The organism is Siminovitchia sediminis, assembly GCF_042680885.1.
GTDB classification, from domain to species: Bacteria; Bacillota; Bacilli; order Bacillales; family Bacillaceae_C; genus Siminovitchia; species Siminovitchia sediminis.
In genome coordinates, this window is record NZ_JBHUEO010000004.1 from 104,504 (window position 1) to 127,791 (window position 23,288).

The window sequence follows — 23,288 nt, forward strand, 5'->3', positions numbered from 1 at the left end:
CCCCATTTCTTAGTCTTTTTATTCCAGAGCTTGTATAATCAGCTTTTTGCCGTTGCCTGCGAGCAGGTGATCCGGTTGGATCTTCAGCGCCTGCTCGAAATATCCCAAAGCTTTCTCAAGCTCGTTTTCTCTCCCTGCATAAGCTACTCCAAGATTATAAAACGCATCCGCATGCTTAGGATCTGCCTCTGTCACTTCCGTCAATGTTTTCACTGCTTCCTCCAAAACTCCTGTTTGTGCCAAAGCCAGGCCATATTGAAATTTTGCTTCTACATCACTATCATCCAGCTCTACACTTCTTTGCAAATAGGGTAAAGCGAGCTCGTTTCTTCCAAGGCTGACAAAGCACATGCCAAGCATATAGTGCAAATCATTGGTTTCCGGGCCAATGGACAAGGCTTTCTGAAACATTTGTGCGGCCTCCGGGTATTTTTCCTGATTGAAGTATAAATTACCGTAACTATAATAAGCAGAGGTTGCCTGATCATCCAATTCCACAGCACGCTTTAAAAACTGTTCTGCCCTCTGAATTTCGCCAACTGACAGAAGGACATTGGCGAAGTTGACATAACCCACCGGATCTTTTGGGTTTTCATCGATGGCTTCCGTAAACATCTGAATGGCTTTTTCCAACTTACCCTGCTGCAAATATTCAATACCTTCTTTATTTTTATCCATTTCCTCACTCCGCACATAAGTTCTGTCAAAAAAATTATAGCATATTTCTCATGAAGAAAAGCTGCTTATTCAGTAAGCAGCCTGTTCATTATCCTACATATTCCAACCTTTTTCCATCTCGGAAAATTTGCTCAATCGTTCCTCCTCCAAGACAAACACCGCCATCATAGAAAACCACTGCCTGACCAGGTGTGACAGCCCTGACCGGACGGGCAAATTTTACTTCGGCTTCACCGTTTCCGAGAAATTTCACTGTTACCTCCTCATCCGGCTGCCGGTAACGAAATTTTGCCGTGCATGTCCGTTCCGTTGGTCTGTCTAGTGTTGAAATCCAGTTGACATCCGCTGCAAGAATACGGTCTGAATAGAGTGCAGGATGACTGAATCCCTGTTCAACATATAAAATGTTTTGTTCCAGATTTTTTCCGACAACAAACCAGGGCTCACCCGCTCCTCCAATCCCGAGACCGTGGCGCTGCCCGATGGTATAATACATCAGGCCGTCATGCGTACCGACTCTTTTTCCATCCAATGTTTCCATATTTCCCTTTTGCGCCGGCAAATACCCGCTCAAGAATTCTTTGAAATTACGCTCTCCGATAAAACAAATACCGGTACTGTCCTTCTTTTGGGCAGTCGCCAGTCCTGCTTCACCTGCAATTTCCCTGACCCTTTTCTTTTTAATTCCTCCCAGTGGAAACATCACTCTTTCCAGCTGTTCCTGCGTCAGCTGATTGAGGAAATAGGTCTGATCCTTGTTCTCGTCTATTCCTCTCAGCATTTTTACTTCCCCATTTTCACGTTCAACCCGTGCATAGTGGCCGGTAGCCACAAAATCTGCTCCGAGCTTCAAGGCATGATCAAGAAAGGCTCTGAATTTAATTTCTTTATTACATATCACATCAGGATTCGGGGTTCTGCCCGCTTTATATTCATCTAGAAAATACGTAAAAACCTTATCCCAATATTGTTGTTCAAAATTAACGGCATAGTAGGGAATTCCGATTTGATTGCAGACCCGGATTACATCGTTGTAATCTTCGGTCGCTGTACAAACGCCAAATTCATCCGTATCATCCCAGTTTTTCATAAATATACCGATTACGTCATACCCTTGTTCTTTCAAAAGAAGGGCAGCTACAGATGAATCGACACCGCCGGACATCCCAACGACTACACGTGTATCTTTCGGTGCTTTGTTCAAGATCAATCTTCCTTTCACATGATAAGCCTGCGGACGATATCCGCTGTTTTCCCGGCTGCCTCTTCTGCTTTTTCGACGGTTGTATCAATTCCAAAGCTAAATCGGATGGAATTCCGGCCGCGTTCAGACTCCTCTCCAAACATAGCGGTTAATACATGGGATGGTTCAATTGACCCGGCTGTACATGCGGAGCCGCTAGATGCCGCAATTCCGGCCAAATCCAAATTTACCAGAAATGATTCAACTTCTGTTCCGGGGAAGCTGATATTCAATACATGCGGTACAGCGTGCTTTTGGGAACCATTGACCGTAAAATCAATATTGTCAGATTCCAAAGTTTGGATAAAGGCCTCTTTCACCTTTTCATAAGTTCGTCTTTTTTCCCGGCGTTCGGCTGCGGCTATCGAAGCAGCTTCTGCAAATCCGCAAATGGATACCAGATTTTCGGTACCCGGCCGCCTCTTTAACTCTTGTTCTCCTCCATATAGAAGAGGTTCTATCCCGGATCCGTTCTTTATATAAAGGCACCCCACACCCTTTGGGCCATTAATTTTGTGTGCTGTTACGGACAGCAAATCAACCTGCAGGTCTTTCACATGTATTTCTTCAGTCCCATATGCCTGAACTGCATCCGTATGAAAATACGCCTGATGGTCTGCCAGCAGTGATCCAATTTCTTTAATAGGCTGTATCGTTCCTACTTCATTATTGACAAACATGATAGAAACCAGAATGGTATCTTCCCGCAATGCCGCTTCCACATCTTTTGCATGAATCAATCCCTCTGCATCCGGTTGAAGATAAGTAACTTTAAACCCTGCTTTTTCCAAAAATTGACATGCGTGAAGCACAGCGTGATGTTCAAACGCCGTTGTGATAATATGTCTTCCTTTACTTTGATTTGCAAAGGCTGTTCCGGCCACAGCGAGATTATCCGCCTCTGTTCCACCGCTCGTAAAAACGATCTCCTGATCCGATGCATGTAATGTCCGGGCAATGATGGATCTCGATTCGTCCAGTACTTGCCGTGCCAGCCGCCCAAATGAGTGTATGCTCGATGGATTTCCAAATATTTCATTCATGACAGAAATCATTTTTTCTGCTGCCCTTGGATGGACAGGTGTTGTAGCAGCATGATCCAAATAAATTTTCCTCATTGTTCCCACCAAATTTCAAAGTTTAAATGTAAAACATATAAGGCTGAACTTGGCCATCATCTTTATGGTTAGCCAAATCTTCCACTGTAGTGCTGTCCAATACATCTTTTACTGCATCACGTATACGGATCCATAAAGCTCTTTTAGCCGGCTCTTCATCTTCAATGCCTTCCACCGGACTAATCGGTCCCTCCAACACACGGATAATATCTCCTGCAGTAATCTCTGCAGGTTTTTTTGCCAGAATATACCCGCCGTAAGCACCCCGGACACTTTTGACAAGACCTGCATTGCGCAATGGTCCCGCGAGCTGTTCCAAATAATGTTCGGAAAGATTATGGGTCTGTGCGATAGACTTGAGTGAAATGGGACCTTCCCCATATTTCTTTCCCAATTCAATCATAATAGTCAGGCCATAACGGCCTTTTGTTGAAATTTTCATATACTTGCACCCCGTTCAATTTCTGCATTAGTATCTTTATCTTTTAGCCATTTATTTGCAAGTGCTTGGCACTGGGGTAAGGCTATACCTATAAATGTTCCCGCAGCAAGGCTGAAAATGACCGTGCCAATAAAAACAGGGCCTCCCAGCAGCCATCCAATGACTAAAACTCCGATCTCCATCAGACGCCTCGCATTGGACACCTTCCATTTTGTCCTGGCAGTCAGGGCCAGCATGAAACTGTCTCTGGGACCCGCTCCCAGCTTTGCTGAAAGGTAAATACCCATCCCATATGCATAAACAACCATTCCCGCCAAGAACATGACACTTTTCCCGTACCACGTGGCAGGCTCAACCATAAATGGCAGACTCATGTACATATCAATAAAAGCGCCAACGAAAATCATATTTAAATATGCTCCAAATCTGGGCCATTCTTTCATCATGATTCCCGCACTCCCGAGTACGATAAAACCGATGATGATATTCCATGTTCCGATGGTCAGGCCAAACTGATAGTACAAGCCGACGTGAAGAACATCCCATGGAGCCGCTCCAACATCAGCGACAATGGTCAGCGTAATTCCAAGAGCCATGATGAGGAGGCCGCCGGTAAATAGGCCTAACCTTTTGTTTAATTGCTGACTGTTCCTCAATTCCTCTACCCCTTTGCATTGCTCCATTATAACATAACATCCGCTTAAAATGCATAGTTGGCGCAAGTCTGATATGATAGAATCATCGAATGAAGAGAACAACAGTTTGGAGAGGATTGTTAATGGACGTACAACCTTTGGCATTCCGAATGAGGCCAAAAACGATTGAGGAAGTAGTCGGCCAGCAGCACCTCGTCGGCGAAGGAAAAATCATTTCAAGAATGGTAAAAGCAAAACAGTTATCCTCCATGATACTATATGGTCCGCCAGGTATAGGAAAAACATCTATAGCCAGCGCCATAGCCGGAAGTACCCAGTATGCATTTCGTTCATTAAATGCAGTAACTAATAATAAGAAAGATATGGAAATTGTGGCAGCAGAAGCGAAAATGAGCGGCAAAGTCATTCTTTTGCTTGACGAAGTCCACAGGTTGGATAAAGCCAAACAGGATTTTTTGCTGCCTTATTTAGAAAACGGCATGATTGTCCTGATCGGAGCGACAACAAGTAATCCATATCACGCGATTAATCCGGCGATCAGAAGCCGCTGCCAAATCTTTGAGCTATATCCACTTTCTGAATCAGACATGAGGAAAGCCATTGAAAGAGCGATCCATGACGATGAGAGGGGACTGGGATCCTACTCTATCAACATTGAAAAGGAAGCTTTACATCATTTTGCATCAGCCAGTAACGGTGATGTAAGAAGTGCTCTAAATGCAGTTGAGCTGGCTGTTTTATCAACCGAGCCGGATCCGGAAGGAATCATTCATATAACAACCGAAATTGCTGAAGAATGCCTGCAGAAAAAAGCCTTCTCCCACGACAAAGACGGTGATGCTCATTATGACGTGTTAAGTGCTTTTCAGAAATCCATACGAGGCAGTGATGTCAACGCAGCTTTACATTATTTGGGTCGAATGATAGAAGCCGGAGATCTGCCCAGCATCTCCAGGCGATTGCTTGTTACAGCCTACGAAGATATTGGCCTGGCTAATCCTCAGGCAGGTCCAAGAGCCCTGGCCGCGGTACAAACAGCAGAAAAAATTGGCTTTCCTGAAGCTCGAATCCCCTTGGCCAATATTGTCGTTGAACTATGCCTGTCTCCCAAGTCCAATTCAGCATATAAGGCCATGGATGAAGCCTTAAGTGACATCAGAGCCGGCAAAAGCGGCGAAGTGCCTCTCCATTTGAAGGATGCCCATTATAAGGGAGCTGAAGCACTCGGAAGAGGAATAGATTATCTGTATCCGCATAACTATGAAAGCGGCTGGGTGAAACAGCAATATTTACCGGATACGATAAAAGACAAAGAGTATTATAAGCCAAAAAAAACAGGTAAATTTGAGCAGGCATTGGCAGCTGTATACGAAAAAATCAAGCAGAATGAATCATAAAAGGACGGGATCTCAGCCCGTCCTTGATTTAATCACTGTTAACTCTTTCAATCCGGATATCCTTTAATAGCTCTCCCACTACATGTCCAGCCATGATGAGTCCGGCTGTTGACGGAACAAATGCATTGGAAGAAGGAGGCATCTGTGACTTCCGAATATCTGAATCCTGTTTTCCGACTTCCTTCACTACATCCTCCCGGACGACAATCGGACTTTCATCCGAAAAGACAACAGGGACTCCTTTTTTAATTCCATCTTTTCGAAGACGGGTCCGGATTACCTTGGCGATCGGGTCAGTATGAGTCTGAAAGATATCTTTTATCATAAACCTGGTGGGATCCATTTTGTTGGCGGCTCCCATACTGGAAATCATCGGAATATCCCTTTTCAGACATTCTTTTATGAGATGAATTTTGTAGGAAATCGTATCAGAAGCATCTATCACATAATCCAAATCATGAGCAAAAAATTCATCGTACGTCTCTTCTGTATAAAACATCTTTAGTGCAATGACTTCACAATCCGGATTAATATCTTTAATCCGTTCTTTCATCAGATCTGCTTTTGGCCGGCCAATAGTGGACAGCAGGGCAATAATCTGTCTGTTAACATTTGTAATATCTACTACATCTTTATCTACGAGAATCAGTTTTCCAATCCCGGATCTTGCCAGAGCTTCGGCGGCAAATGATCCTACTCCTCCTATTCCAAGTACTGCAGCTGTGCTGTTTTTCAGCCGGTCAAGGCCTCTTTTACCTATGGCCAATTCATTTCTGGAAAACTGGTGTAACATAAACATCCACTCCAAACTCTATTCAATTCTGGAATTAGATTAATGTAAAGAACAATAATATGCAAGAAAAAATGAGAGTTTTTCATAGAAGATTTAAATACATGCCTCCATTGACATTTATGAAAATTAGTACGAAGCACATGAAAGCAAAGCGCCATAAACACTTACAGTACTACGGAACGCTCAAACCGGCACAACAAGCTATTACTCAGAAGTCAGCAGCCAAACCTTGATCTCATTAACATGATGAAAGGCTTCATGCAGATTTACAACGTGGTAATCTGAACTCCTTTAAATAAGCTTCCCCGCACTGAAAAGACGCATCCTGAAAGTCCTGCAGCAGGAAGGAGGAGAATTTCCCCTTAAACACAAAAAACAACCTGCCAATTGACAGATTGCTTGTAGAGCAAAATAAAAAAGTCCCGATCGTGCCGTCTTGAAGATCCTTTGTTTTGAACCCGCTCTCGGCAGGTGGGTGCCCTGCTCCAGGCTTCAGGCGTCCTCTGACCAAAGGCTTGCCCTCGTTCTGGAAACTCCAGGCTCCCGTAGGTAAAACTTGTCGGTCAAAACGATAAGGTATTTAGACGAACACATCAGGACTTTCTTGTTGATTAAATATTAGCATAGGAGCTTGAATATATCAAACAAAATCAAATACAAAATTGTAAATTTATTCCTATTCATTTTGGAGGCGCAAATGTAATTCCTTTAGCTGCTGACCGTCTACTTTATCCGGAGCATCCATTAATAGATCGCTCGCACTTGCTGTTTTCGGAAAAGCGATAGTATCTCTCAGGCTGTTTCTGCCCGCCAGAAGCATAACCAATCTGTCAAGACCTATGGCAATTCCTCCATGCGGGGGAGTACCATACTCAAAAGCTTCAAGCAAGAATCCGAATTGTTCTTGCGCTTCCTCTTCCTTAAATCCAAGAGCTTTAAACATTTTCTCCTGAATATCCCGTTCAAAGATTCTCAGCGAACCTCCTCCCAGTTCATATCCATTCAAGACAATATCATATGCTTGGGCACGTACTTGTTCGGGATTTGATTCAAGAAGCCCTACATCTTCCCTTACCGGCATTGTAAACGGATGGTGCGCAGCAGTATACCGGCCTTCATCTTCATCATATTCCAACAATGGCCAGTCCGTCACCCAGAGAAAATTAAACTTGTTTTCATCAATGAGTCCAAGCTCTTTTCCCAGTTTTAAACGCAGAGCACTAAGCGCATCTGCAACAACAGTCCTTTTGTCCGCAACGTATAAAATTAAGTCACCTGTCTCCGCGTCAAGTGCAGCGGTCAGCTGATTCACCTCTTCTCCGCTGAAAAATTTGGCGATCGGTCCTTTGATGCCATCTTCATCTACTTTCATCCAAGCCAAGCCTTTAGCACCATAAATGGCCACAAACTCAGTAAGTGCGTCAATATCTTTTCGTGAATATTTTTCGGATCCCTGCTTGACTACAATGGCCTTTACCTGACCACCTGATTTAACGGCTCCGGCAAACACCTTGAAATCTGAGTCCTTGACAATCTCAGAAACATCCCGAAGTTCCATGCCAAAGCGTGTATCCGGTTTGTCACTGCCAAACCGATCCATTGCTTCATCATAGGTGATCACAGGAAACGGTGTAGGAATGTCAATGCCCTTTATATCTTTCATTATTTTTACCATCATCGTTTCAACAAGGTTCATGATTTCTTGCTGGTCCATAAAGCTGGCTTCAATATCCACCTGGGTAAACTCCGGCTGGCGGTCAGCTCGTAAATCCTCATCCCGGAAACAGCGTGCAATTTGGTAATACTTTTCAAAACCGCTTACCATCAACAATTGTTTAAAGATTTGAGGTGACTGCGGCAGTGCATAAAATTCTCCGGGATGAACGCGGCTTGGGACAAGATAATCCCTTGCACCTTCAGGCGTACTCTTGGTCAGCATTGGCGTCTCAATATCCAAGAACCCGTTGTCATCAAGATAGTTTCTGATTGTTTTCGTCACATCATGGCGCATTTTAAATACTTCAAACATTTCCGGTCTGCGGAGATCTAAGTAACGATATTTCAAACGAATGTCTTCAGCAGCTTCCGTTCTGTCCTCAATCATAAATGGAGGAGTTTTTGACTTATTGATAATTTGAACTTCATGGACAATTACTTCAATGGTTCCAGTTTTTATTTTTGGATTATAAGTCGATTCATCCCGTTTGACGACTTTACCTTTAACATCCAGAACAAATTCGTTACGGATCGTTTCGGCGGTTTCCAAAGCCTTTTGTGACACCTCCGGGTTAAATACGATCTGAACGACACCTGTCCGGTCGCGAAGATCGATAAAGATTAACCCTCCCAAGTCACGCCGTCTCTGTACCCAGCCTTTTAAGACAACGGACTCCCCAATTGCACCTTCTGTTAATTCACCACAATAATAAGTTCTTCCATACATATTCAGACTCTCCTTATCCTTCACTTCTTAAATATCCTGGCAGATGGTCAAACGGAACTCTTTCTTGATCACCGGTTGTTAAATTTTTAACCATTGCGTTTCCGCTCTCCAGTTCATCTTCTCCAATAATTAAAGCAAATTTAGCACCGATTCGCTCCGCTGCTTTAAATTGAGCCTTCATTTTTCGGCCCATATAATCCTTCTCCGCGGAGAAACCTTCCCTGCGAAGCTTTTGTAATAATGGTACAGCATAATCTATCGCCTTTTCACCCAGGGCAATAATATAGCAATCCACCGCATGTTCCTGCGGCAATTCCACTCCTTCAGCTTCAAGGGCACTTAAGAGGCGTTCAATGCTGAGGGCAAACCCGATCCCCGGCTGGTCCGGACCGCCAACCTCCTGTACCAGACCATTATATCTGCCGCCGCCGCACAACGTTGTAATGGCTCCAAAACCATCTGCTTCGCTCATAATTTCAAAAGCAGTGTGGTTATAATAATCCAGCCCCCTTACAAGTGTGGGATCGACCACATATTCGATGTCCATATCTGATAAGTGTTGTTTTACCGCTTCAAAATATTGGAGAGATTCGTCATTCAAATAATCAAGAATCGATGGAGCCGACTTCATGAGCTGATGGTCGCGATCCTTTTTGCAATCTAAAATTCTGAGCGGGTTCGTCTCAAGACGCTGCCGGCAGTCCTTACAAAATTCTCCAATTCTTGGTTTAAAATGATGGATTAATGCATCCCTGTGCGCTTTTCTGCTTGATGTATCACCAAGGCTGTTAATCACAAGACGCAGTTTCTTCAATCCCAGTTCTTTATAAAGCTCCATGGCAAGTGATATCACTTCCGCGTCAATAGACGGGTCGTTGCTCCCTATTGCTTCAACCCCAAATTGGATAAACTGGCGGTAGCGCCCTGCCTGCGGCCGTTCATAACGGAACATCGGTCCAAAATAATATAACTTGACCGGTTGAGCAGCCTGTCCATACATTTTATTTTCTGCATAAGACCTGACAACAGCAGCTGTTCCTTCCGGCCTAAGTGTAAGGCTCCGTCCTCCCCGGTCTTCAAACGTATACATTTCTTTTTGGACGATGTCTGTCGTATCCCCTACACTTCTTTGAAAAAGCTCAGTATGTTCAAAGATAGGAGTTCTGATTTCTTTATATAAAAACCTGTTGCATATTTCTTTGGCTTTCTTTTCGATAAACTGCCATTTTTCAATTTCACCAGGAAGAATATCCTGTGTACCTCTTGGAATTTGAATCGACAACCTCATATCTCCTTTCCAGCACCTATATATAAAACAAAAATACTCCCGGTCTCTTGTTTCGAAAAACAAGGGACGAGAGTATTTCCCGCGGTGCCACCCTTTTTAAAAGCAATCATGCACTTTCACTTTTTCACGTAACGTGTGTGTAACGTCCAGCCCCTACTAGGCATAACTGTTCGAGGAGGAATCCTAAGGAGTGTCTTTCATTAAGGCAATTTGCGGAAATACTTTCAGCCTGGATATTTCCTCTCTGATCAAATCGTTCCCAATTACTTTCTCCCTCAACGGATGGATCTGTTTAATTTCACTATCATCATACGAATGTGCATTGAATTTGTCAATGGTTAACCTCTCTCCAGCTCTTTTTTCATAAAAGAAATACTCGTATGATCCACTCCCGCTTCATTTGTAACAACAGCAAGACCTTCCCGCTGTTCATTCTCGGCGGTGTTTTGCCAGTGGAGCCCGTCCATATCCTGCATGGAAGTTCCTGCAAATCTGCCTTTATCGTTGATCCTCATCCAATGAATCCTCCCAAAAGTTGATTCCTTTATTATTGCCCTACGGACAAAAATCTATCAAAAATTGAAGAAAAACATACCCATTCCAACCTTTTTTATTTTGACCCATCATGCGATAATAATGATCAAGAGAGAGAGGCGGTAAATATAGTGGGGAAAAAAGCATTTCTGATCATGTTCATACTGATATCAATGATTGCCGGGTGCAGCAAAGACCCCTCTCCTGTCATTTCTGATACAGAAACCGCCACCATTGCAGGTGAAGTGGTTAATGTGCGCGAAAAGCCCGGCACTTCCTATTCCATCATTACCCAAATACATCAGGGGGAAACATACCCTGTTATAGATAAAAAAAACGACTGGATTGAAATTAAATTAGATTCCGAAGAAACAGGCTGGATCGCCGGCTGGCTGGCCACTGTCCAAGCGGGAGAGACCATACAAAAAGCAGGGGTTGTTACGGTGCAGCAATTAAATGTTCGTTCAAAGCCAAGTACTGACAGTGAGGCAGTGGGCACACTTCAGGAAGGGGATACGGTTCATGTACTGGACGAAGAGAATGGGTGGATGAAAATTTTTTACCATTCCAGCACAGCTTGGGTGAGCGACAGGTATATACAGATTCAGGCAAATGAACAGTCTGAAAATCACAGCCGGATTGCAGAAAATATCATGGTTCTTCATGATGATTCCAATGTAAGGAAGAAACCGGATATCCAGTCCAACATTGTGGGACAGGCTCATGCCGGTGAAATATATCAAGTGTTGGATGAACAAGATGGCTGGTTCCAAATTGAAACAACAAAAGGAAAAAAAGGCTATATTCCCGAATGGATTGTTTCCTCCACTGACCGGCCCGCCGGCATTAGGAAAAATGGAAAAGGCCTGTCAGATCAACTGATCGTGATTGATGCAGGACATGGTGGACATGATCAGGGGGCAGCAGGAATCAATGGAACGATTGAGAAAGAATTAACATTGGAAACGGCTAAATTGCTGAAAAAAAAGCTTGAAAAAGCCGGAGCAGACATTTTATTAACAAGATCAAGCGATCAGTACGTTCCCCTGCAACAGCGTACAATGATGGCTGCCGAAAATGAGGCAGACGCTTTTATCAGCCTGCATTATGACAGCATTGAAGAAGATTCGGCATCGGGACACACAACATACTACTACTATGCTTACGAAAAGCGCCTGGCGGATACGATTCATAGCCATCTGTCAAAAGCCATTAAACTGAAAGACAGGGGTTCAAACTTCGGTAATTATTATGTCATGAGGGAGAATACACAGCCGGCCGTGTTGCTCGAATTGGGTTATTTGAGCAATGAAGAGGAAGAGCAATTGATCAAAACAAAAAAATACCGTGAAATGATCACAGATGCGATTGTTGAGGGCCTCAAAGATTACTATGATTAATCACACAATCACGACTTATACACCCAATTGCTGCAGCTTGTCATTGCGGGAAGATCAATACGTATTGTTGCATGGATTTTTTGGACATGTTCAAAAAAGTCAGTTGCGAGACGTTCCGCATCTGACTTTTTTCCATTAATTATGATTTTTTTCCAACAGGAGTGTAACAGGCCCGTCATTGACCAATTCCACTTCCATTTTTCCTCCAAATATGCCCGTTTCCACATGAATACCCTTTTTGCGGAGCAGATGATTAAACTGTTCATAGAGCGAAAGGGCCAAATCAGGAGGAGCCGCATCCACAAAGCTTGGCCGTCTGCCTTTTTGACAGTCGGCATAAAGGGTGAACTGGGAGACAGACAGAATGTCCCCTCCCACATCTTTCAAGGAACGGTTCATCTTTCCTTCTTCATCTTCAAAAATTCGCAAATGCACAATCTTTTCTGCCAGCCATTCTGCTTCTTGGACCGTGTCCTGATAAGTAACGCCTACGAGCAAAACAACACCTTGGCCGATAGAACCCGTTACTTTACCATCAACGGTGACTTGGGCCCGGCTGCACCTTTGTAACACAACTTTCACGTATCCATGCTCCTTTAGTTCATTACCCGATGAACTGCATATATATCCGGGATCTGCTTAATTTTTTCCACCACTTTATGAAGATGGCTGATATTATGAATCGCAATGGTCACCATGATTGTAACCATTTTATTTCGGTCCGTTCGGCCGCTGACGGCCGTAATATTTGTTTTTGTGCCACTTACAGTCTGCAAAACTTCATTTAACAGCCCTCTCCGATCGTAACCCAATACCTCAATGTCCACATTATATTCTTTCCTTGTGCCGCCGTCTTGAACCCACTCCACAGATATGAGCCGATTTTCCTGCTCGGTATTAGAAACATTCGGGCAATCTCTTCGGTGGACAGAAACACCCCTGCCCTTAGTAATAAAACCAACAATATCATCTCCGGGAACAGGGTTGCAGCAGCGGGAAAGTCGGATGAGAAGATTATCTGCTCCTTTTACCTTGACCCCTGCATCATGTTTTCGAGGCCGGTTTATCTGCCTTCCTTCTGTGATTTCCTTTACAGCCTCTTCCTCATCCCGTTTTTTCCTCCATTTTTCAGCAAGACGATTGGCTACCTGCTGAGCGGAGATACCATTATAACCTACAGCGGCATACATATCATCTTTTGTGGGAAAATTAAATTTTTCTGCAGTTCTCTCAATATTTTCAGGAGTAAGAACTTCTTTAATATCAAAATCCATTTCTTTGATCTCTTTTTCAATTAATTCCTTACCCTTGATGATATTTTCTTCTTTCCTCTGCTTTTTAAAAAACTGCCTGATCTTATTTTTAGCCTGGGATGTCTGCGCCAGCTTTAACCAATCCTGACTGGGTCCATAGGAATGTTTGGATGTCAGCACTTCAACAATATCACCAGTATGAAGTTTATGATCGAGCGTGACCATCTTCCCGTTTACTTTAGCACCAATCGTTTGATTGCCGATTTCCGAATGAATCCTATAGGCAAAATCTATAGGTACCGATCCTGCAGGAAGCTCTATAACATCCCCTTTGGGAGTAAACACAAACACCATATCGGAGAATAAATCAATTTTTAATGACTCCATGAACTCTTCAGCATTTGCTGCTTCATTCTGGAACTCCAGTATTTCTCTAAACCAGGACAGCTTTTTATCAAACGTTGCAAGCTTGTCAATCGTTTTTCCTTCTTTATATGCCCAATGCGCCGCAATTCCGTATTCGGCAATCCGATGCATTTCAATTGTCCTGATCTGTACTTCAAGAGGTTCTCCTTTAGGCCCTATGACTGTTGTATGAAGTGACTGATACATATTAGTCTTAGGCATGGCAATATAATCTTTGAACCTTCCCGGCATTGGCTTCCAGCATGTATGAATAATTCCGAGCACTGCATAGCAATCCTTAATACTGTTGACAATAATCCTTACGGCCAGCAGATCATAAATTTCATTAAACTGCTTATGTTGCAACGTCATTTTTCGATAGATAGAGTATAAATGTTTGGGCCGGCCATACAGCTCAGCTTTAATTTCCACTTCCTCCAGCCTGTTTCTTACTTCCTCAATGACATTTTCTAAATACTCTTCTCTTTCCGCCCTTTTTCTTTTCATTAAGTTAACGATTCGGTAATATTGCTGAGGATTTAAATAACGGAGTGATATATCCTCCAGTTCCCACTTAATCTTGGAGATACCGAGACGATGGGCCAGGGGTGCAAAAATCTCAAGCGTTTCGTTGGCAATCCTTCTTTGTTTTTCGGGCGCCAGATGTTTTAAGGTCCTCATATTATGGAGTCGGTCTGCGAGTTTAATTAAAATGACGCGAATGTCCTTCGCCATCGCAACGAACATTTTCCGGTGGTTTTCTGCCTGCTGCTGTTCATGTGACTTATACTTTATCTTTCCGAGCTTGGTGACACCATCAACGAGCATGGCCACTTCCTCGCCGAATTCCTCCGTTAACTGTTCAATCGTTACATCGGTATCTTCCACAACATCGTGGAGAAAGCCCGCCGCCACTGTTGCCGGATCCAATTCAAGGTCTGCCAATATTCCTGCTACCTGAACCGGATGGATAATATACGGCTCGCCTGACTTTCGAAATTGATCCTTATGTGCCAACCGGGCAAATTCAAATGCCTTCATGACTAGTTCGGCGTGTTCATCATTTAAATATTTTGTTGTCCGTTCAAAAACATCTTCAGCTGTTAATATGCTATCTTTTGCCACAAGGATCACCTTTTTACAAATAAATATGATATAAAATCAAAATGTAACGCATTTCAGTGATATAAATTTAATATATGAATACTATTATGGTTTTTACAGCAATACTTGTAAAAGCACTCTTACGAGTGCTTTGGCTGTTGTTACATCTAAAACGACATGAGTGACAGAAGGTCGTAATCCTCCAGCTTATCTCTTCCGTTCAAATAAGACAGCTCAATGAGGAAAGCAATTCCTGCAACGACCCCTCCCAATTTTTCCACAAGCTCGATCGTGGCTTTGATGGTTCCTCCGGTCGCCAATAAATCATCAGTGATTAAAACACGCTGCCCTTTTTTGATGGCATCTTTGTGTATAGTCAGAGCATCTTTACCATATTCTTTTCCATAGCTGGCCTTAATGGTTTCTCTCGGAAGTTTTCCCTCTTTTCTTACCGGTGCAAATCCTACACCCAGAGCATAAGCGACCGGACAGCCAATGATGAAGCCGCGTGCTTCCGGACCAACTACAATGTCAATTTCTTTTTCCTTTGCGTACTCAACGATTTGATCTGTTGCATATCGAAACGCTTCGCCGTTATCCATCAAGGTGGTAATGTCCTTAAATAATACACCTTTTTGCGGCCAATCAGGAACGATTGTAATATATTGTTTTAAGTCCATGCATCCATTTCCTCCCCAAAGTAAGCAGGGTCTGCAACTCTCTTTTCAAACCACAGCTTCAATTCCTGATATGATGAGTAGATCAGTTGTTTTTCCAATTCCATAATCGCCTGCTTCTGTTGATAGGCCGGCGACTCTGTCAGATCTCTTTTCATTTTTACTGGATTTAACACGATTGTCCCATCTTTTATTGTAACAAATTCAAGTTCAAAAAACACTTGGGTCATAAATTGTACGGTTTCTTTTGACCAACCCCGGTAGGCTTCCAATTCTTTACCGTATCTTTTTACATCAAATGTCCTTCTTTTGGCAAGAAAAGCATAGTACCATTTAAAATGATCCCTTGTGGGAATGGTTTGAAAGAACTCCCCGCTTTCATGATAAAAATGCGCATAAATACGATCCGGCAATTTTCCTTTTACCAACTCTTCAAGTAGCTCAATGGTTGGAGGAAGATCCAAAAGAACAAGGTATTTACCGTCCAACCTAATGTTTTGTGCCTCTTCCCGACTTTTAATCCATTGGATTTGTGCCTGACTGGTGATTTGAAGCTTATTGAACGTTTGTTCCCTAAATACAACAACAGTAGTTTGGGCGGCCGGTAATTTCGGAAGCCAACTTTCTGTGTTTTTGTTTCCCCGCTTATCAAACAGCTGCCAATTACGAATGCTTGCATCTCTAATAAATATTTGCGGCTTCTTTACATTATTCCATTCATTAATGGACAGTTCCCCGATAACAGACAGGTCAGCATCAGGGGAAATATCGTCTGCCAGTTCTCCCATATGAAAACCGATACCGTCCAAATTCCTGCCGTCTTGTTCCAGCATGATCTTTACATGATTTTTATTAGCTCCAATTTTTCTTACATGTTGAGCTTTTAGCTGATCCATCATAAATAGCGGCTTGGGATTGTTCACCCCGTATGGAGCCAGAAGCTCCAGCTCTTGAATGGTTTGTATATCTACTTCAGTGATAGAGGCTTTATGATCCAGCTCAGTAACAGGCTGTAAATCTTCGGGACTTAACTGATTCTTTGCTTCGGTGTTCAAACGTTCTCTTAGTTCCTTAATATCCGAAATAGAAAGAGTCATTCCGGCTGCCATAGGATGACCGCCAAAATGTTCAAGGAGATCCGAACAAGTAAGCAGGCTGGCAAATAAATCAAAACCTCGAATACTCCTGGCCGACCCTTTCGCTTTACCTGTTTTTTCATCCAGGCCCAGCACAATCACCGGCCTGTAATACTTTTCAACAAGTCTTGAGGCTACGATCCCGATAACCCCCGGGTTCCAGCCCTCTTTTGCGAGTACAAAAACATGCTGCTCGGAAGGAGGAAAGAATGTATCTGCCATATCCATGGCTTCTTTTGTAATTTCTGAAACAAGCGTTTTTCTTTCTTCATTCATTTGTTCGATGGCAGCGGAAAGTTCCTCTGCCTCCTGAACATCGTTTGTTAACAATAATTGTGCCGCCGGATCGGCAGAAGCGAGCCTTCCCGCAGCGTTCAACCGCGGACCAATTGTAAAACCGACAGTTTCCTCAGTCGCTTCAGCCAAATTTACGCCAGCCGACCGGCTCAGTGCAATGAGTCCTGGTCTTTCGGTCTGGCGCAGGCATTGCAGTCCCTTTTTGACAATAAGCCGATTTTCTCCGAGCAGCGGTACAAGATCGGATATTGTCCCAATGGCAGCTAAATCAAGCAGTTCTGTTGGTGCATGGCCTAATAAAGCATGGGCAAGCTTGAAGGTTACTCCTACACCAGCGAGATCCGGAAATGGATATTGTGTATCATTGTATCTCGGATGTATAATGGCATACGCAGCGGGCAATTCAGGCTGGATTTCATGGTGATCTGTAATAATTACATCCATGCCAAGCTGCCGGGCAACCTCTGCTTCGTGAGTAGATGCGATCCCCGTATCTACAGTAATAATTAGATTTACTCCTTCTTGAGCAGCGCGCCGGTAGGCACTTTCATTCGGACCGTAGCCTTCTGAAAAACGATTGGGAATATAAAATTGAGCGCAAGCGCCCATGTCCCTCAAAACTGTCATCAACAGCGCAGTACTCGTCACACCATCAGCATCATAGTCTCCATATACTAAAATTTTCTCTTGATCTTGAATCGCTTTGTGAATTCGCTCCACTGCTATTTTCATATCCTGCATCAAAAAAGGATCATGAAAATCTTCCTTTTCAATATGTAAAAAGCGATAAGCGTCAACAGGGTCTTTGATTCCCCGGTTGATTAACAAACTGGCAGTGAGCGGAGATATACGAAGTTCGCCGGTTAATGCAGCAACCGCCTTCTCATCCGCTTTCTGAACGATCCAGCGAGTTTTTGATTCTAACATTCACTCACTCCCTCAGACTAACTTATTATACAAAATGGCGCGGTCCCTTTCAATAAACCAAGGGGATATAAAAAATAGCACAAGAGCCACTCCAGCAAGACGTTAGCGCATAGAGACGAACAATTCACCATGTGAATCCTCTTCCTGTCAAATAATTTGTCCCAAACCTCAAAAAAGCCGCAGAAAATGCGGCTTTTTATTTGATGCGATGCTAATTTGCTTAAGTTGTCAAATATTTACACTTGGGGTTCGTCTGACCACTTCTTCTTTTCTTTAACCGTTTTGATCGGTCCTTTTTTCTTCAACTCTTTCACTTTAAGGTCATACCACAGTTGGGCAGCAATAAAGATTGATGAATAGGTTCCTGCCAGAAGTCCTACAAGCAGAGCTACTGAAAAGTTTCGAATCGACTCGCTGCCGAAAACCAATAAAGCAACAACTGTCACAATAACTGTCAGGATGGTATTGATGGAGCGAGTCAAGGTCTGGCGAAGACCCCTGTTCACTACATCTGCGATGTCCTGCTCAGTTTTCAACCGTTTTTTCGCTCTCATATTTTCACGAATCCGGTCAAATGTGACAATTGTGTCATTGATAGAGTAACCGACAATGGTCAGGACTGCTGCAATAAAAGTTAAATCCACTTCCAAACGCGTTAAGCTGAAGAAAGCTACAATGAAAAATGCATCATGAGCAAGCCCGACAACAGAAGCAATCCCCATCCTGGATTCAAAGCGGAAAGTAACATATATGATAATACCCAATGCAGCAATACTCAGTGCATAAAATGCATTATTGGCCAGTTCCTTTCCAACTGTCGGTGAAACTGTACTGACATTCGGCTCTACACCATATTTCTTTTCAAAATGGTCCTGCAGCCCGGCAATTTCCTCCTTGGACATGGCCCCTTTATATTTGGCCACACCTATTTCCTGTTCGTTCCCCGACAGAACAATGTCATCTGCCGGCATTCCAATTGAGTCCAGCTCTGCCTTCAGTTCGTCTGCAGACAATGTTTGTCCCGCATTGATTTCGACCCGTGTTCCGCTGGAAAAGTCGATTCCCAGGTTTAGCCGAAACATCCCCAGAATTACAGCGCCTGCCACAAGCAAAACAATGGAAAATGCATAAAATTTCTTTCTGCTTCTAACGAAATCAAACCGGTCAAACGGAGTCTTCAGGTTATATGCAGCAATGTTCTCAGACAGGTCATGAATCTCGGATTTCTTTACACCAAACCATCCCGGTCTGTTGTTAAAGAAATTACTGTTGATCCAGAGGCCGAGAAGCAGTCTTGAACCATAGACTGCAGTTAAAAAGCTCATTAATATACTCAATATGAGCATAGTTGCGAAGCCTTTAACGGAACTCGTACCAAAATAAAAGAGTACTGCTCCTGCCAGCAGTGTCGTAAGATTGGCGTCAAAAATTGAAACAAAAGAGGATTTATTCCCAGCCTTAAAAGCCGACCGCAATGACCTGCCGAGACGAATCTCTTCCTTTAGCCTCTCGTACGTAAGGATGTTTGCATCCACCGCCATCCCGACACCGAGAATTAAAGCTGCTATACCGGGCAGCGTCAAAACCCCGTTCATCAAATTAAAAATGAGCAGGATTAAATATATATAGACACTAAGAGTGATGGAAGCAATGATCCCCGGAAACCGATAATAGAATATCATAAACAGGAATATCATCGCGATGCCAATGATACCCGCGGTAACAGTTTTATCCATTGCCTGTTCCCCAAATTGCGCCCCGACGGATGTGGAATACACCTCAGTCAATTTAACAGGCAGGGCGCCTGCATTCAGAAGGTTTGCAAGATTTTCGGCTTCTTCCACTGTGAAATTGCCTTCAATGGTAACATCCGTTTCGTTGAAAACCTCATTGACATTTGGTGCCGAAATCAATTTGGAATTGCCGGTGGCAACGGCCTCTTCATATGAATCGACCCCTTCTTCAAAATCCATCCAAATGGCCAACTGATTATTGGGCCTCATACTGACAATCTTCTCTGTTACTTCTCTGAATTTATCCCGATCCTTCAGCTTAACAAGGACTATAGGCTGATTTGTCTCCGGATTGAAACTCTGCTTTGCAGCACCTTCGACTAAATCCGTTCCATCCAGCATAATGTTGTCGTTCACATCTCTAAAGGTTAAGGTTGCTTGTGTACCAAGCATTTCCCTTGCTTCGTTCTGATCTTCAACTCCGGCCAGCTGAACCCTGATCCGGTTATTCCCCTCGATTTGAATATTTGGTTCACTTACTCCCAGAGTGTTTACCCTGCGGTTAAGAGCTTCAGTTGTATGAACCAGTGTTTCACGGTTAATTTCCTGCCCCTCTTTAGCAGGCTCTGCCTCATACAAAACTTCGAAACCGCCTTGGAGATCAAGGCCCAGCTTAATGCCATTTACAATATTGGTTGTGGTCGTGCCCGAGATTCCTGCAAGAAAAATCACTATAAGGAAAAAGGCTACGATTCTGCTTCGTTTAACCATGAAAAATATGTCCCCCTTGAAAGAAGAGCAGCCAGAAACTCTTTTTGTCTGATTTGATTATGGAGCAGATGGTAAATTGTGTCAATCAGCTTTATCTGCTCGTAATAGTTCTTGGAGATCTTCGCTCTCTAAATCATCCAGAGAGTTTGAGCCCCGAAATGCTTCCATCGTCGCGAAATGCATAAAATCGCCTGTCTTTAAGGAAAGGATATCTGAAACCAATTCATAGATTCTGATACCTTCTTTAGGCTTTTTCCACGTTTTTTCAGTTAAAAATTTCCAAAGATGGGTTACAGAAACTTCTTCGTAGCCAAGTACTGCAAATTCCTCCACTTTGCTGGCTAAAGCCGGCTGGAGTCTATGAAAATAATCATCATATTCGTGCTTATTCTTTTGTTCAGCCATCATCAGACCACCCTTCTTTTAACAGTACAACCGTGAACTTGTCATGCTTTGTCCAAGTCCATGCATATACATAATTGTAATCGAAATGAGCATATTTGAGAAGGCAGGGAAACAGATGTCAAAGTTTCTGAAAGGCACATTGATTTTGATGGCTGCAGGACTTGTGACGAGGCTGTTGGGATTTATCAACAGAATCGTGCTTGCCCGTGTGGTCGGAGAAGAAGGGGTAGGTTTATATATGATGGCCTATCCAACTTTGATTCTAGTTGTAACCATTACACAGCTGGGATTGCCGGTTGCGATTTCCAAAGCTGTAGCAGAAGCGGATATAAAAGGGGACCAGCAAAAAATCAAAAGAATTCTTGCTGTTTCCCTGGCTGTAACAGGTACTTTATCATTGATTTTCACACCAGCTTTATTCATATTGGGACCTTTGCTTTCCAATATACTTTTTACAGATTCCAGAACAATATATCCGTTGCTGGCGATTACACCGATTATTCCTATTGTAGCTGTATCCTCGGTCATCCGAGGCTATTTTCAAGGGAAACAAAATATGAAACCATCAGCTGTCTCCCAAGTCCTGGAGCAGGCTGTTCGTATTACGCTCATTGCCTTCTTAACAAAAACTTTCCTTCCCTATGGAATCGAATATGCGGCGGCGGCTGCCATGGTGGCATCTGTCATTGGGGAATTGATCTCACTCTTATATTTATTCGCTATGTTTAAATTGAAGAAAAGATTTCCTGTCAGGAAAAACTTTTGGCATGCATTGAAAGGCGGAAGAACAACATTTCATGAGTTAATGAATGTAGCTCTTCCAACAACGGGAAGCAGGATGATCGGTTCTTTATCATGGTTTTTTGAACCAATCATTGTTTCCCAAAGTCTGCTGATTGCCGGAGTTGCTGCGGGAATAGCAACGAAGCAATACGGATTATTGACTGGATATGCACTTCCACTGTTGACCCTGCCTTCTTTTATTACTTTTTCGCTGGCCACTTCACTTGTCCCTGCGATCAGTGAAGCCAATGCAGTTCGTAATCACCAGCTTGTTGAATACCGGCTGCAGCAGGCTTTGAGGTTTGCCTTGTTATCCGGCGGATTGTCAGTCGTTATTTTGTTCACATTTTCAGAGCCTTTAATGAAATTGATCTATGGGACAGAAAATGGAGCTTATTTTATACAGTTAATGGCCCCATTCTTTATATTTCATTATTATCAAGGCCCCCTTCAAGCTATATTACAAGCTTTGGACTTGGCAAAAGCTGCCATGATCAATAGTCTTATCGGAAATGCAGTAAAACTCACTGTTATTTTTGTCCTGGCTTCCCAGCCTGATATCGGTATTACCGGCGCCGCATTAGGCATTGCTACTGGAACTGTCTTAATTACAACCTTGCATTTTGCCACTGTTTTAAAGAAGATTCAATTTACAGTCTATATTCAGGAATACGTGAAGTTTTTTGCAGCAGCCATTGCGGCGGGATTTTGCGGGAGATTGATGTACAGCGGACTGCAAGTTCCATCAACCTTTTTACAGCTAGTGGCCTGTATCATTTTTACGGCATTGATTTATATACTGTTATTATTTCCATTAAAGCTGATCAAAAAAAATGATTTGCAGAGGATCCCTCTAATTAACAACCTATGGAAGTAAGAGACGCACAAGTCGAGAGCCTCAGGCGGCAAGCACAAGATTTTTTCAACTTATAACCGGCTGTGCAGGGACATGCTGGGGCGTACAATACACAACTTTGCTCAAAAAATGATCCCGGCTATATTACCGGGACTTTTTACTCTTTACCATCCATATAATCTACAAAGAATTCCCCATCCTGAAAGCTGCAAAAAGAAATGCTTTCTATCTTTTTGTGCCCCCTTTCAGCCAATTCTCTCCTTAACCATTGTTCGTCGATGTTTGATTTTTTCAGCCCCGGCTCCTGTATCTTTCCATCTATTATAAGAGGAATAGTCAAAGTTCCCGGTTTATTCTTATTTTCCTTTTTAAATACAGATAAATTTCCGCTCGTCTCTAATATGGCAAATTCTACATCCGCTATATTACGGATATCCTTTTGCCTCAGCTGCGTAAGCAGATCATCAAAGTTATAACGGTGTCTTCTCATTTCTTTCTCATTGATTTTGCCTTTTTCAATAATAATGCTTGATTTCCCATCAACCAGACGCCGGAACTTTATACTCTTTAGAGAAAGATAAGCTGATCCAACTTGAATCAGGAGCAAAATGACCAGGGGAATAATGGTATGCAATATAGGATCTTTATGTTGTTCAATCGCAAGTACAGCCAATTCCCCCATCATAATAAACACAACAAGATCGAGTACGCTCAGTTCACCAATTTCCCTCTTGCCCATGAGACGAAAGATAATAAGGATGACGATATAAAGCAAAACTGTCCGCAGGATAATAATGAACATATCAGACACTTTCCATCCCCCTGACAAAAAGCATTACGTATTAGTATGAGCAATAAATTTACAAACATAAGGGAAAAAGCTTCTATTAACGGAATTTGTGAATATGCTGTAGAAGGACAGGCGTTATAATGGCCAAATGTAAAGGAA

Annotated in this window: 19 protein-coding genes, 1 other RNA gene and 1 other annotated feature; of the genes, 3 read left to right on the forward strand and 17 right to left on the reverse strand. The window is 43.0% G+C overall.

Annotated elements, in window-relative coordinates; translation table 11 throughout:
• Window positions 1-18: 18 nt before the first annotated feature.
• The 5 genes from ACFSCZ_RS01870 to ACFSCZ_RS01890 form a co-directional block, all read right to left on the reverse strand.
• On the reverse strand, window positions 19-693 hold the full coding sequence (locus ACFSCZ_RS01870) for a tetratricopeptide repeat protein (protein ID WP_380771962.1): 675 nt from the start codon (window positions 691-693) through the stop codon (window positions 19-21).
• 73 nt (window positions 694-766) lie between these two features.
• On the reverse strand, window positions 767-1,882 hold the full coding sequence (mnmA, locus tag ACFSCZ_RS01875; protein WP_380771964.1) for a tRNA 2-thiouridine(34) synthase MnmA: 1,116 nt from the start codon (window positions 1,880-1,882) through the stop codon (window positions 767-769).
• A 14-nt stretch (window positions 1,883-1,896) separates the two neighbouring features.
• A complete protein-coding gene (locus tag ACFSCZ_RS01880; protein ID WP_380771965.1) occupies window positions 1,897-3,039 on the reverse strand; it encodes a cysteine desulfurase family protein in 1,143 nt (380 codons plus the stop codon).
• Window positions 3,040-3,061: 22 nt separating this feature from the next.
• Window positions 3,062-3,481: a cysteine metabolism transcriptional regulator CymR gene (cymR, locus tag ACFSCZ_RS01885; protein WP_380771967.1), complete on the reverse strand. Its 420-nt coding sequence runs from the start codon at window positions 3,479-3,481 to the stop codon at window positions 3,062-3,064.
• The gene (locus ACFSCZ_RS01890) at window positions 3,478-4,077 is read right to left on the reverse strand and encodes a YczE/YyaS/YitT family protein (RefSeq protein ID WP_380772172.1); all 600 of its coding nucleotides are present in this window, start codon (window positions 4,075-4,077) and stop codon (window positions 3,478-3,480) included. Before ACFSCZ_RS01890 ends, cymR begins: the two co-directional genes overlap by 4 nt.
• A gap of 182 nt (window positions 4,078-4,259) precedes the next feature.
• Between ACFSCZ_RS01890 and ACFSCZ_RS01895 the strand changes: the two genes are divergently transcribed.
• Complete coding sequence (locus ACFSCZ_RS01895) at window positions 4,260-5,534, forward strand: replication-associated recombination protein A (protein ID WP_380771969.1); 1,275 nt, start codon at window positions 4,260-4,262, stop codon at window positions 5,532-5,534.
• Window positions 5,535-5,562: 28 nt separating this feature from the next.
• On the opposite strand, the gene ACFSCZ_RS01900 is transcribed toward ACFSCZ_RS01895, so the two are convergent.
• The 5 genes from ACFSCZ_RS01900 to ACFSCZ_RS01920 all read right to left on the reverse strand — a co-directional run bounded on the left by ACFSCZ_RS01900 (window position 5,563) and on the right by ACFSCZ_RS01920 (window position 10,573).
• On the reverse strand, window positions 5,563-6,327 hold the full coding sequence (locus tag ACFSCZ_RS01900) for a tRNA threonylcarbamoyladenosine dehydratase (RefSeq protein ID WP_380771971.1): 765 nt from the start codon (window positions 6,325-6,327) through the stop codon (window positions 5,563-5,565).
• Between the two features lie 415 nt (window positions 6,328-6,742).
• Window positions 6,743-6,930, reverse strand: a non-coding RNA gene (gene ssrS / locus ACFSCZ_RS01905) — 6S RNA.
• 73 nt (window positions 6,931-7,003) lie between these two features.
• Entirely contained in the window at window positions 7,004-8,770 is a 1,767-nt protein-coding gene (gene aspS / locus ACFSCZ_RS01910; RefSeq protein WP_380771973.1) for an aspartate--tRNA ligase, read from the reverse strand.
• Window positions 8,771-8,783: 13 nt separating this feature from the next.
• The gene (gene hisS / locus ACFSCZ_RS01915) at window positions 8,784-10,052 is read right to left on the reverse strand and encodes a histidine--tRNA ligase (RefSeq protein ID WP_380771975.1); all 1,269 of its coding nucleotides are present in this window, start codon (window positions 10,050-10,052) and stop codon (window positions 8,784-8,786) included.
• Between the two features lie 65 nt (window positions 10,053-10,117).
• Window positions 10,118-10,346: a binding site (T-box leader), on the reverse strand.
• Between the two features lie 50 nt (window positions 10,347-10,396).
• Window positions 10,397-10,573: a hypothetical protein gene (locus ACFSCZ_RS01920; RefSeq protein WP_380771977.1), complete on the reverse strand. Its 177-nt coding sequence runs from the start codon at window positions 10,571-10,573 to the stop codon at window positions 10,397-10,399.
• Between the two features lie 150 nt (window positions 10,574-10,723).
• Here ACFSCZ_RS01920 and ACFSCZ_RS01925 point away from each other — a divergent pair, with 150 nt between their 5' ends.
• Window positions 10,724-11,992: an N-acetylmuramoyl-L-alanine amidase gene (locus tag ACFSCZ_RS01925; protein WP_380771978.1), complete on the forward strand. Its 1,269-nt coding sequence runs from the start codon at window positions 10,724-10,726 to the stop codon at window positions 11,990-11,992.
• 135 nt (window positions 11,993-12,127) lie between these two features.
• On the opposite strand, the gene dtd is transcribed toward ACFSCZ_RS01925, so the two are convergent.
• The 6 genes from dtd to ACFSCZ_RS01955 form a co-directional block, all read right to left on the reverse strand.
• Complete coding sequence (dtd, locus tag ACFSCZ_RS01930; protein ID WP_380771980.1) at window positions 12,128-12,574, reverse strand: D-aminoacyl-tRNA deacylase; 447 nt, start codon at window positions 12,572-12,574, stop codon at window positions 12,128-12,130.
• A 14-nt stretch (window positions 12,575-12,588) separates the two neighbouring features.
• Window positions 12,589-14,775, reverse strand: a complete 2,187-nt coding sequence (locus ACFSCZ_RS01935) for a RelA/SpoT family protein (RefSeq protein WP_380771982.1) — start codon at window positions 14,773-14,775, stop codon at window positions 12,589-12,591.
• Between the two features lie 146 nt (window positions 14,776-14,921).
• Window positions 14,922-15,434 (reverse strand): adenine phosphoribosyltransferase, encoded by a 513-nt coding sequence (locus tag ACFSCZ_RS01940; protein WP_380771984.1) that lies wholly within the window; start codon window positions 15,432-15,434, stop codon window positions 14,922-14,924.
• Window positions 15,425-17,791 carry a single-stranded-DNA-specific exonuclease RecJ gene (gene recJ / locus ACFSCZ_RS01945; protein ID WP_380771986.1) on the reverse strand — a complete coding sequence of 789 codons (2,367 nt, stop codon included), beginning with the start codon at window positions 17,789-17,791 and terminating at the stop codon, window positions 15,425-15,427. Before recJ ends, ACFSCZ_RS01940 begins: the two co-directional genes overlap by 10 nt.
• 236 nt (window positions 17,792-18,027) lie before the next feature.
• Window positions 18,028-20,295: a protein translocase subunit SecDF gene (gene secDF / locus ACFSCZ_RS01950; RefSeq protein ID WP_380771988.1), complete on the reverse strand. Its 2,268-nt coding sequence runs from the start codon at window positions 20,293-20,295 to the stop codon at window positions 18,028-18,030.
• 81 nt (window positions 20,296-20,376) lie between these two features.
• A complete protein-coding gene (locus ACFSCZ_RS01955) occupies window positions 20,377-20,703 on the reverse strand; it encodes a post-transcriptional regulator (RefSeq protein WP_380771989.1) in 327 nt (108 codons plus the stop codon).
• A 112-nt stretch (window positions 20,704-20,815) separates the two neighbouring features.
• Here ACFSCZ_RS01955 and spoVB point away from each other — a divergent pair, with 112 nt between their 5' ends.
• Window positions 20,816-22,360, forward strand: a complete 1,545-nt coding sequence (gene spoVB, locus ACFSCZ_RS01960) for a stage V sporulation protein B (protein ID WP_380771991.1) — start codon at window positions 20,816-20,818, stop codon at window positions 22,358-22,360.
• Window positions 22,361-22,496: 136 nt separating this feature from the next.
• On the opposite strand, the gene ACFSCZ_RS01965 is transcribed toward spoVB, so the two are convergent.
• Complete coding sequence (locus ACFSCZ_RS01965; RefSeq protein WP_380772173.1) at window positions 22,497-23,141, reverse strand: DUF421 domain-containing protein; 645 nt, start codon at window positions 23,139-23,141, stop codon at window positions 22,497-22,499.
• Between the last annotated feature and the right edge of the window lie 147 nt (window positions 23,142-23,288).

What these genes read in the sequence shown, in the direction of transcription:
- ACFSCZ_RS01895 (WP_380771969.1), top strand. Translation starts at nt 4,260, where the DNA reads ATGGACGTACAACCTTTGGCATTCCGAATGAGGCCAAAAACGATTGAG.
- ACFSCZ_RS01955 (WP_380771989.1), bottom strand. Translation starts at nt 20,703, where the DNA reads ATGATGGCTGAACAAAAGAATAAGCACGAATATGATGATTATTTTCAT.
- ACFSCZ_RS01920 (WP_380771977.1), bottom strand. Translation starts at nt 10,573, where the DNA reads ATGAGGATCAACGATAAAGGCAGATTTGCAGGAACTTCCATGCAGGAT.
- recJ (WP_380771986.1), bottom strand. Translation starts at nt 17,791, where the DNA reads ATGTTAGAATCAAAAACTCGCTGGATCGTTCAGAAAGCGGATGAGAAG.
- spoVB (WP_380771991.1), top strand. Translation starts at nt 20,816, where the DNA reads ATGTCAAAGTTTCTGAAAGGCACATTGATTTTGATGGCTGCAGGACTT.
- ACFSCZ_RS01900 (WP_380771971.1), bottom strand. Translation starts at nt 6,327, where the DNA reads ATGTTACACCAGTTTTCCAGAAATGAATTGGCCATAGGTAAAAGAGGC.
- ACFSCZ_RS01890 (WP_380772172.1), bottom strand. Translation starts at nt 4,077, where the DNA reads ATGGCTCTTGGAATTACGCTGACCATTGTCGCTGATGTTGGAGCGGCT.
- ACFSCZ_RS01965 (WP_380772173.1), bottom strand. Translation starts at nt 23,141, where the DNA reads ATGTTCATTATTATCCTGCGGACAGTTTTGCTTTATATCGTCATCCTT.
- ACFSCZ_RS01880 (WP_380771965.1), bottom strand. Translation starts at nt 3,039, where the DNA reads ATGAGGAAAATTTATTTGGATCATGCTGCTACAACACCTGTCCATCCA.
- secDF (WP_380771988.1), bottom strand. Translation starts at nt 20,295, where the DNA reads ATGGTTAAACGAAGCAGAATCGTAGCCTTTTTCCTTATAGTGATTTTT.
- aspS (WP_380771973.1), bottom strand. Translation starts at nt 8,770, where the DNA reads ATGTATGGAAGAACTTATTATTGTGGTGAATTAACAGAAGGTGCAATT.
- cymR (WP_380771967.1), bottom strand. Translation starts at nt 3,481, where the DNA reads ATGAAAATTTCAACAAAAGGCCGTTATGGCCTGACTATTATGATTGAA.
- ACFSCZ_RS01940 (WP_380771984.1), bottom strand. Translation starts at nt 15,434, where the DNA reads ATGGACTTAAAACAATATATTACAATCGTTCCTGATTGGCCGCAAAAA.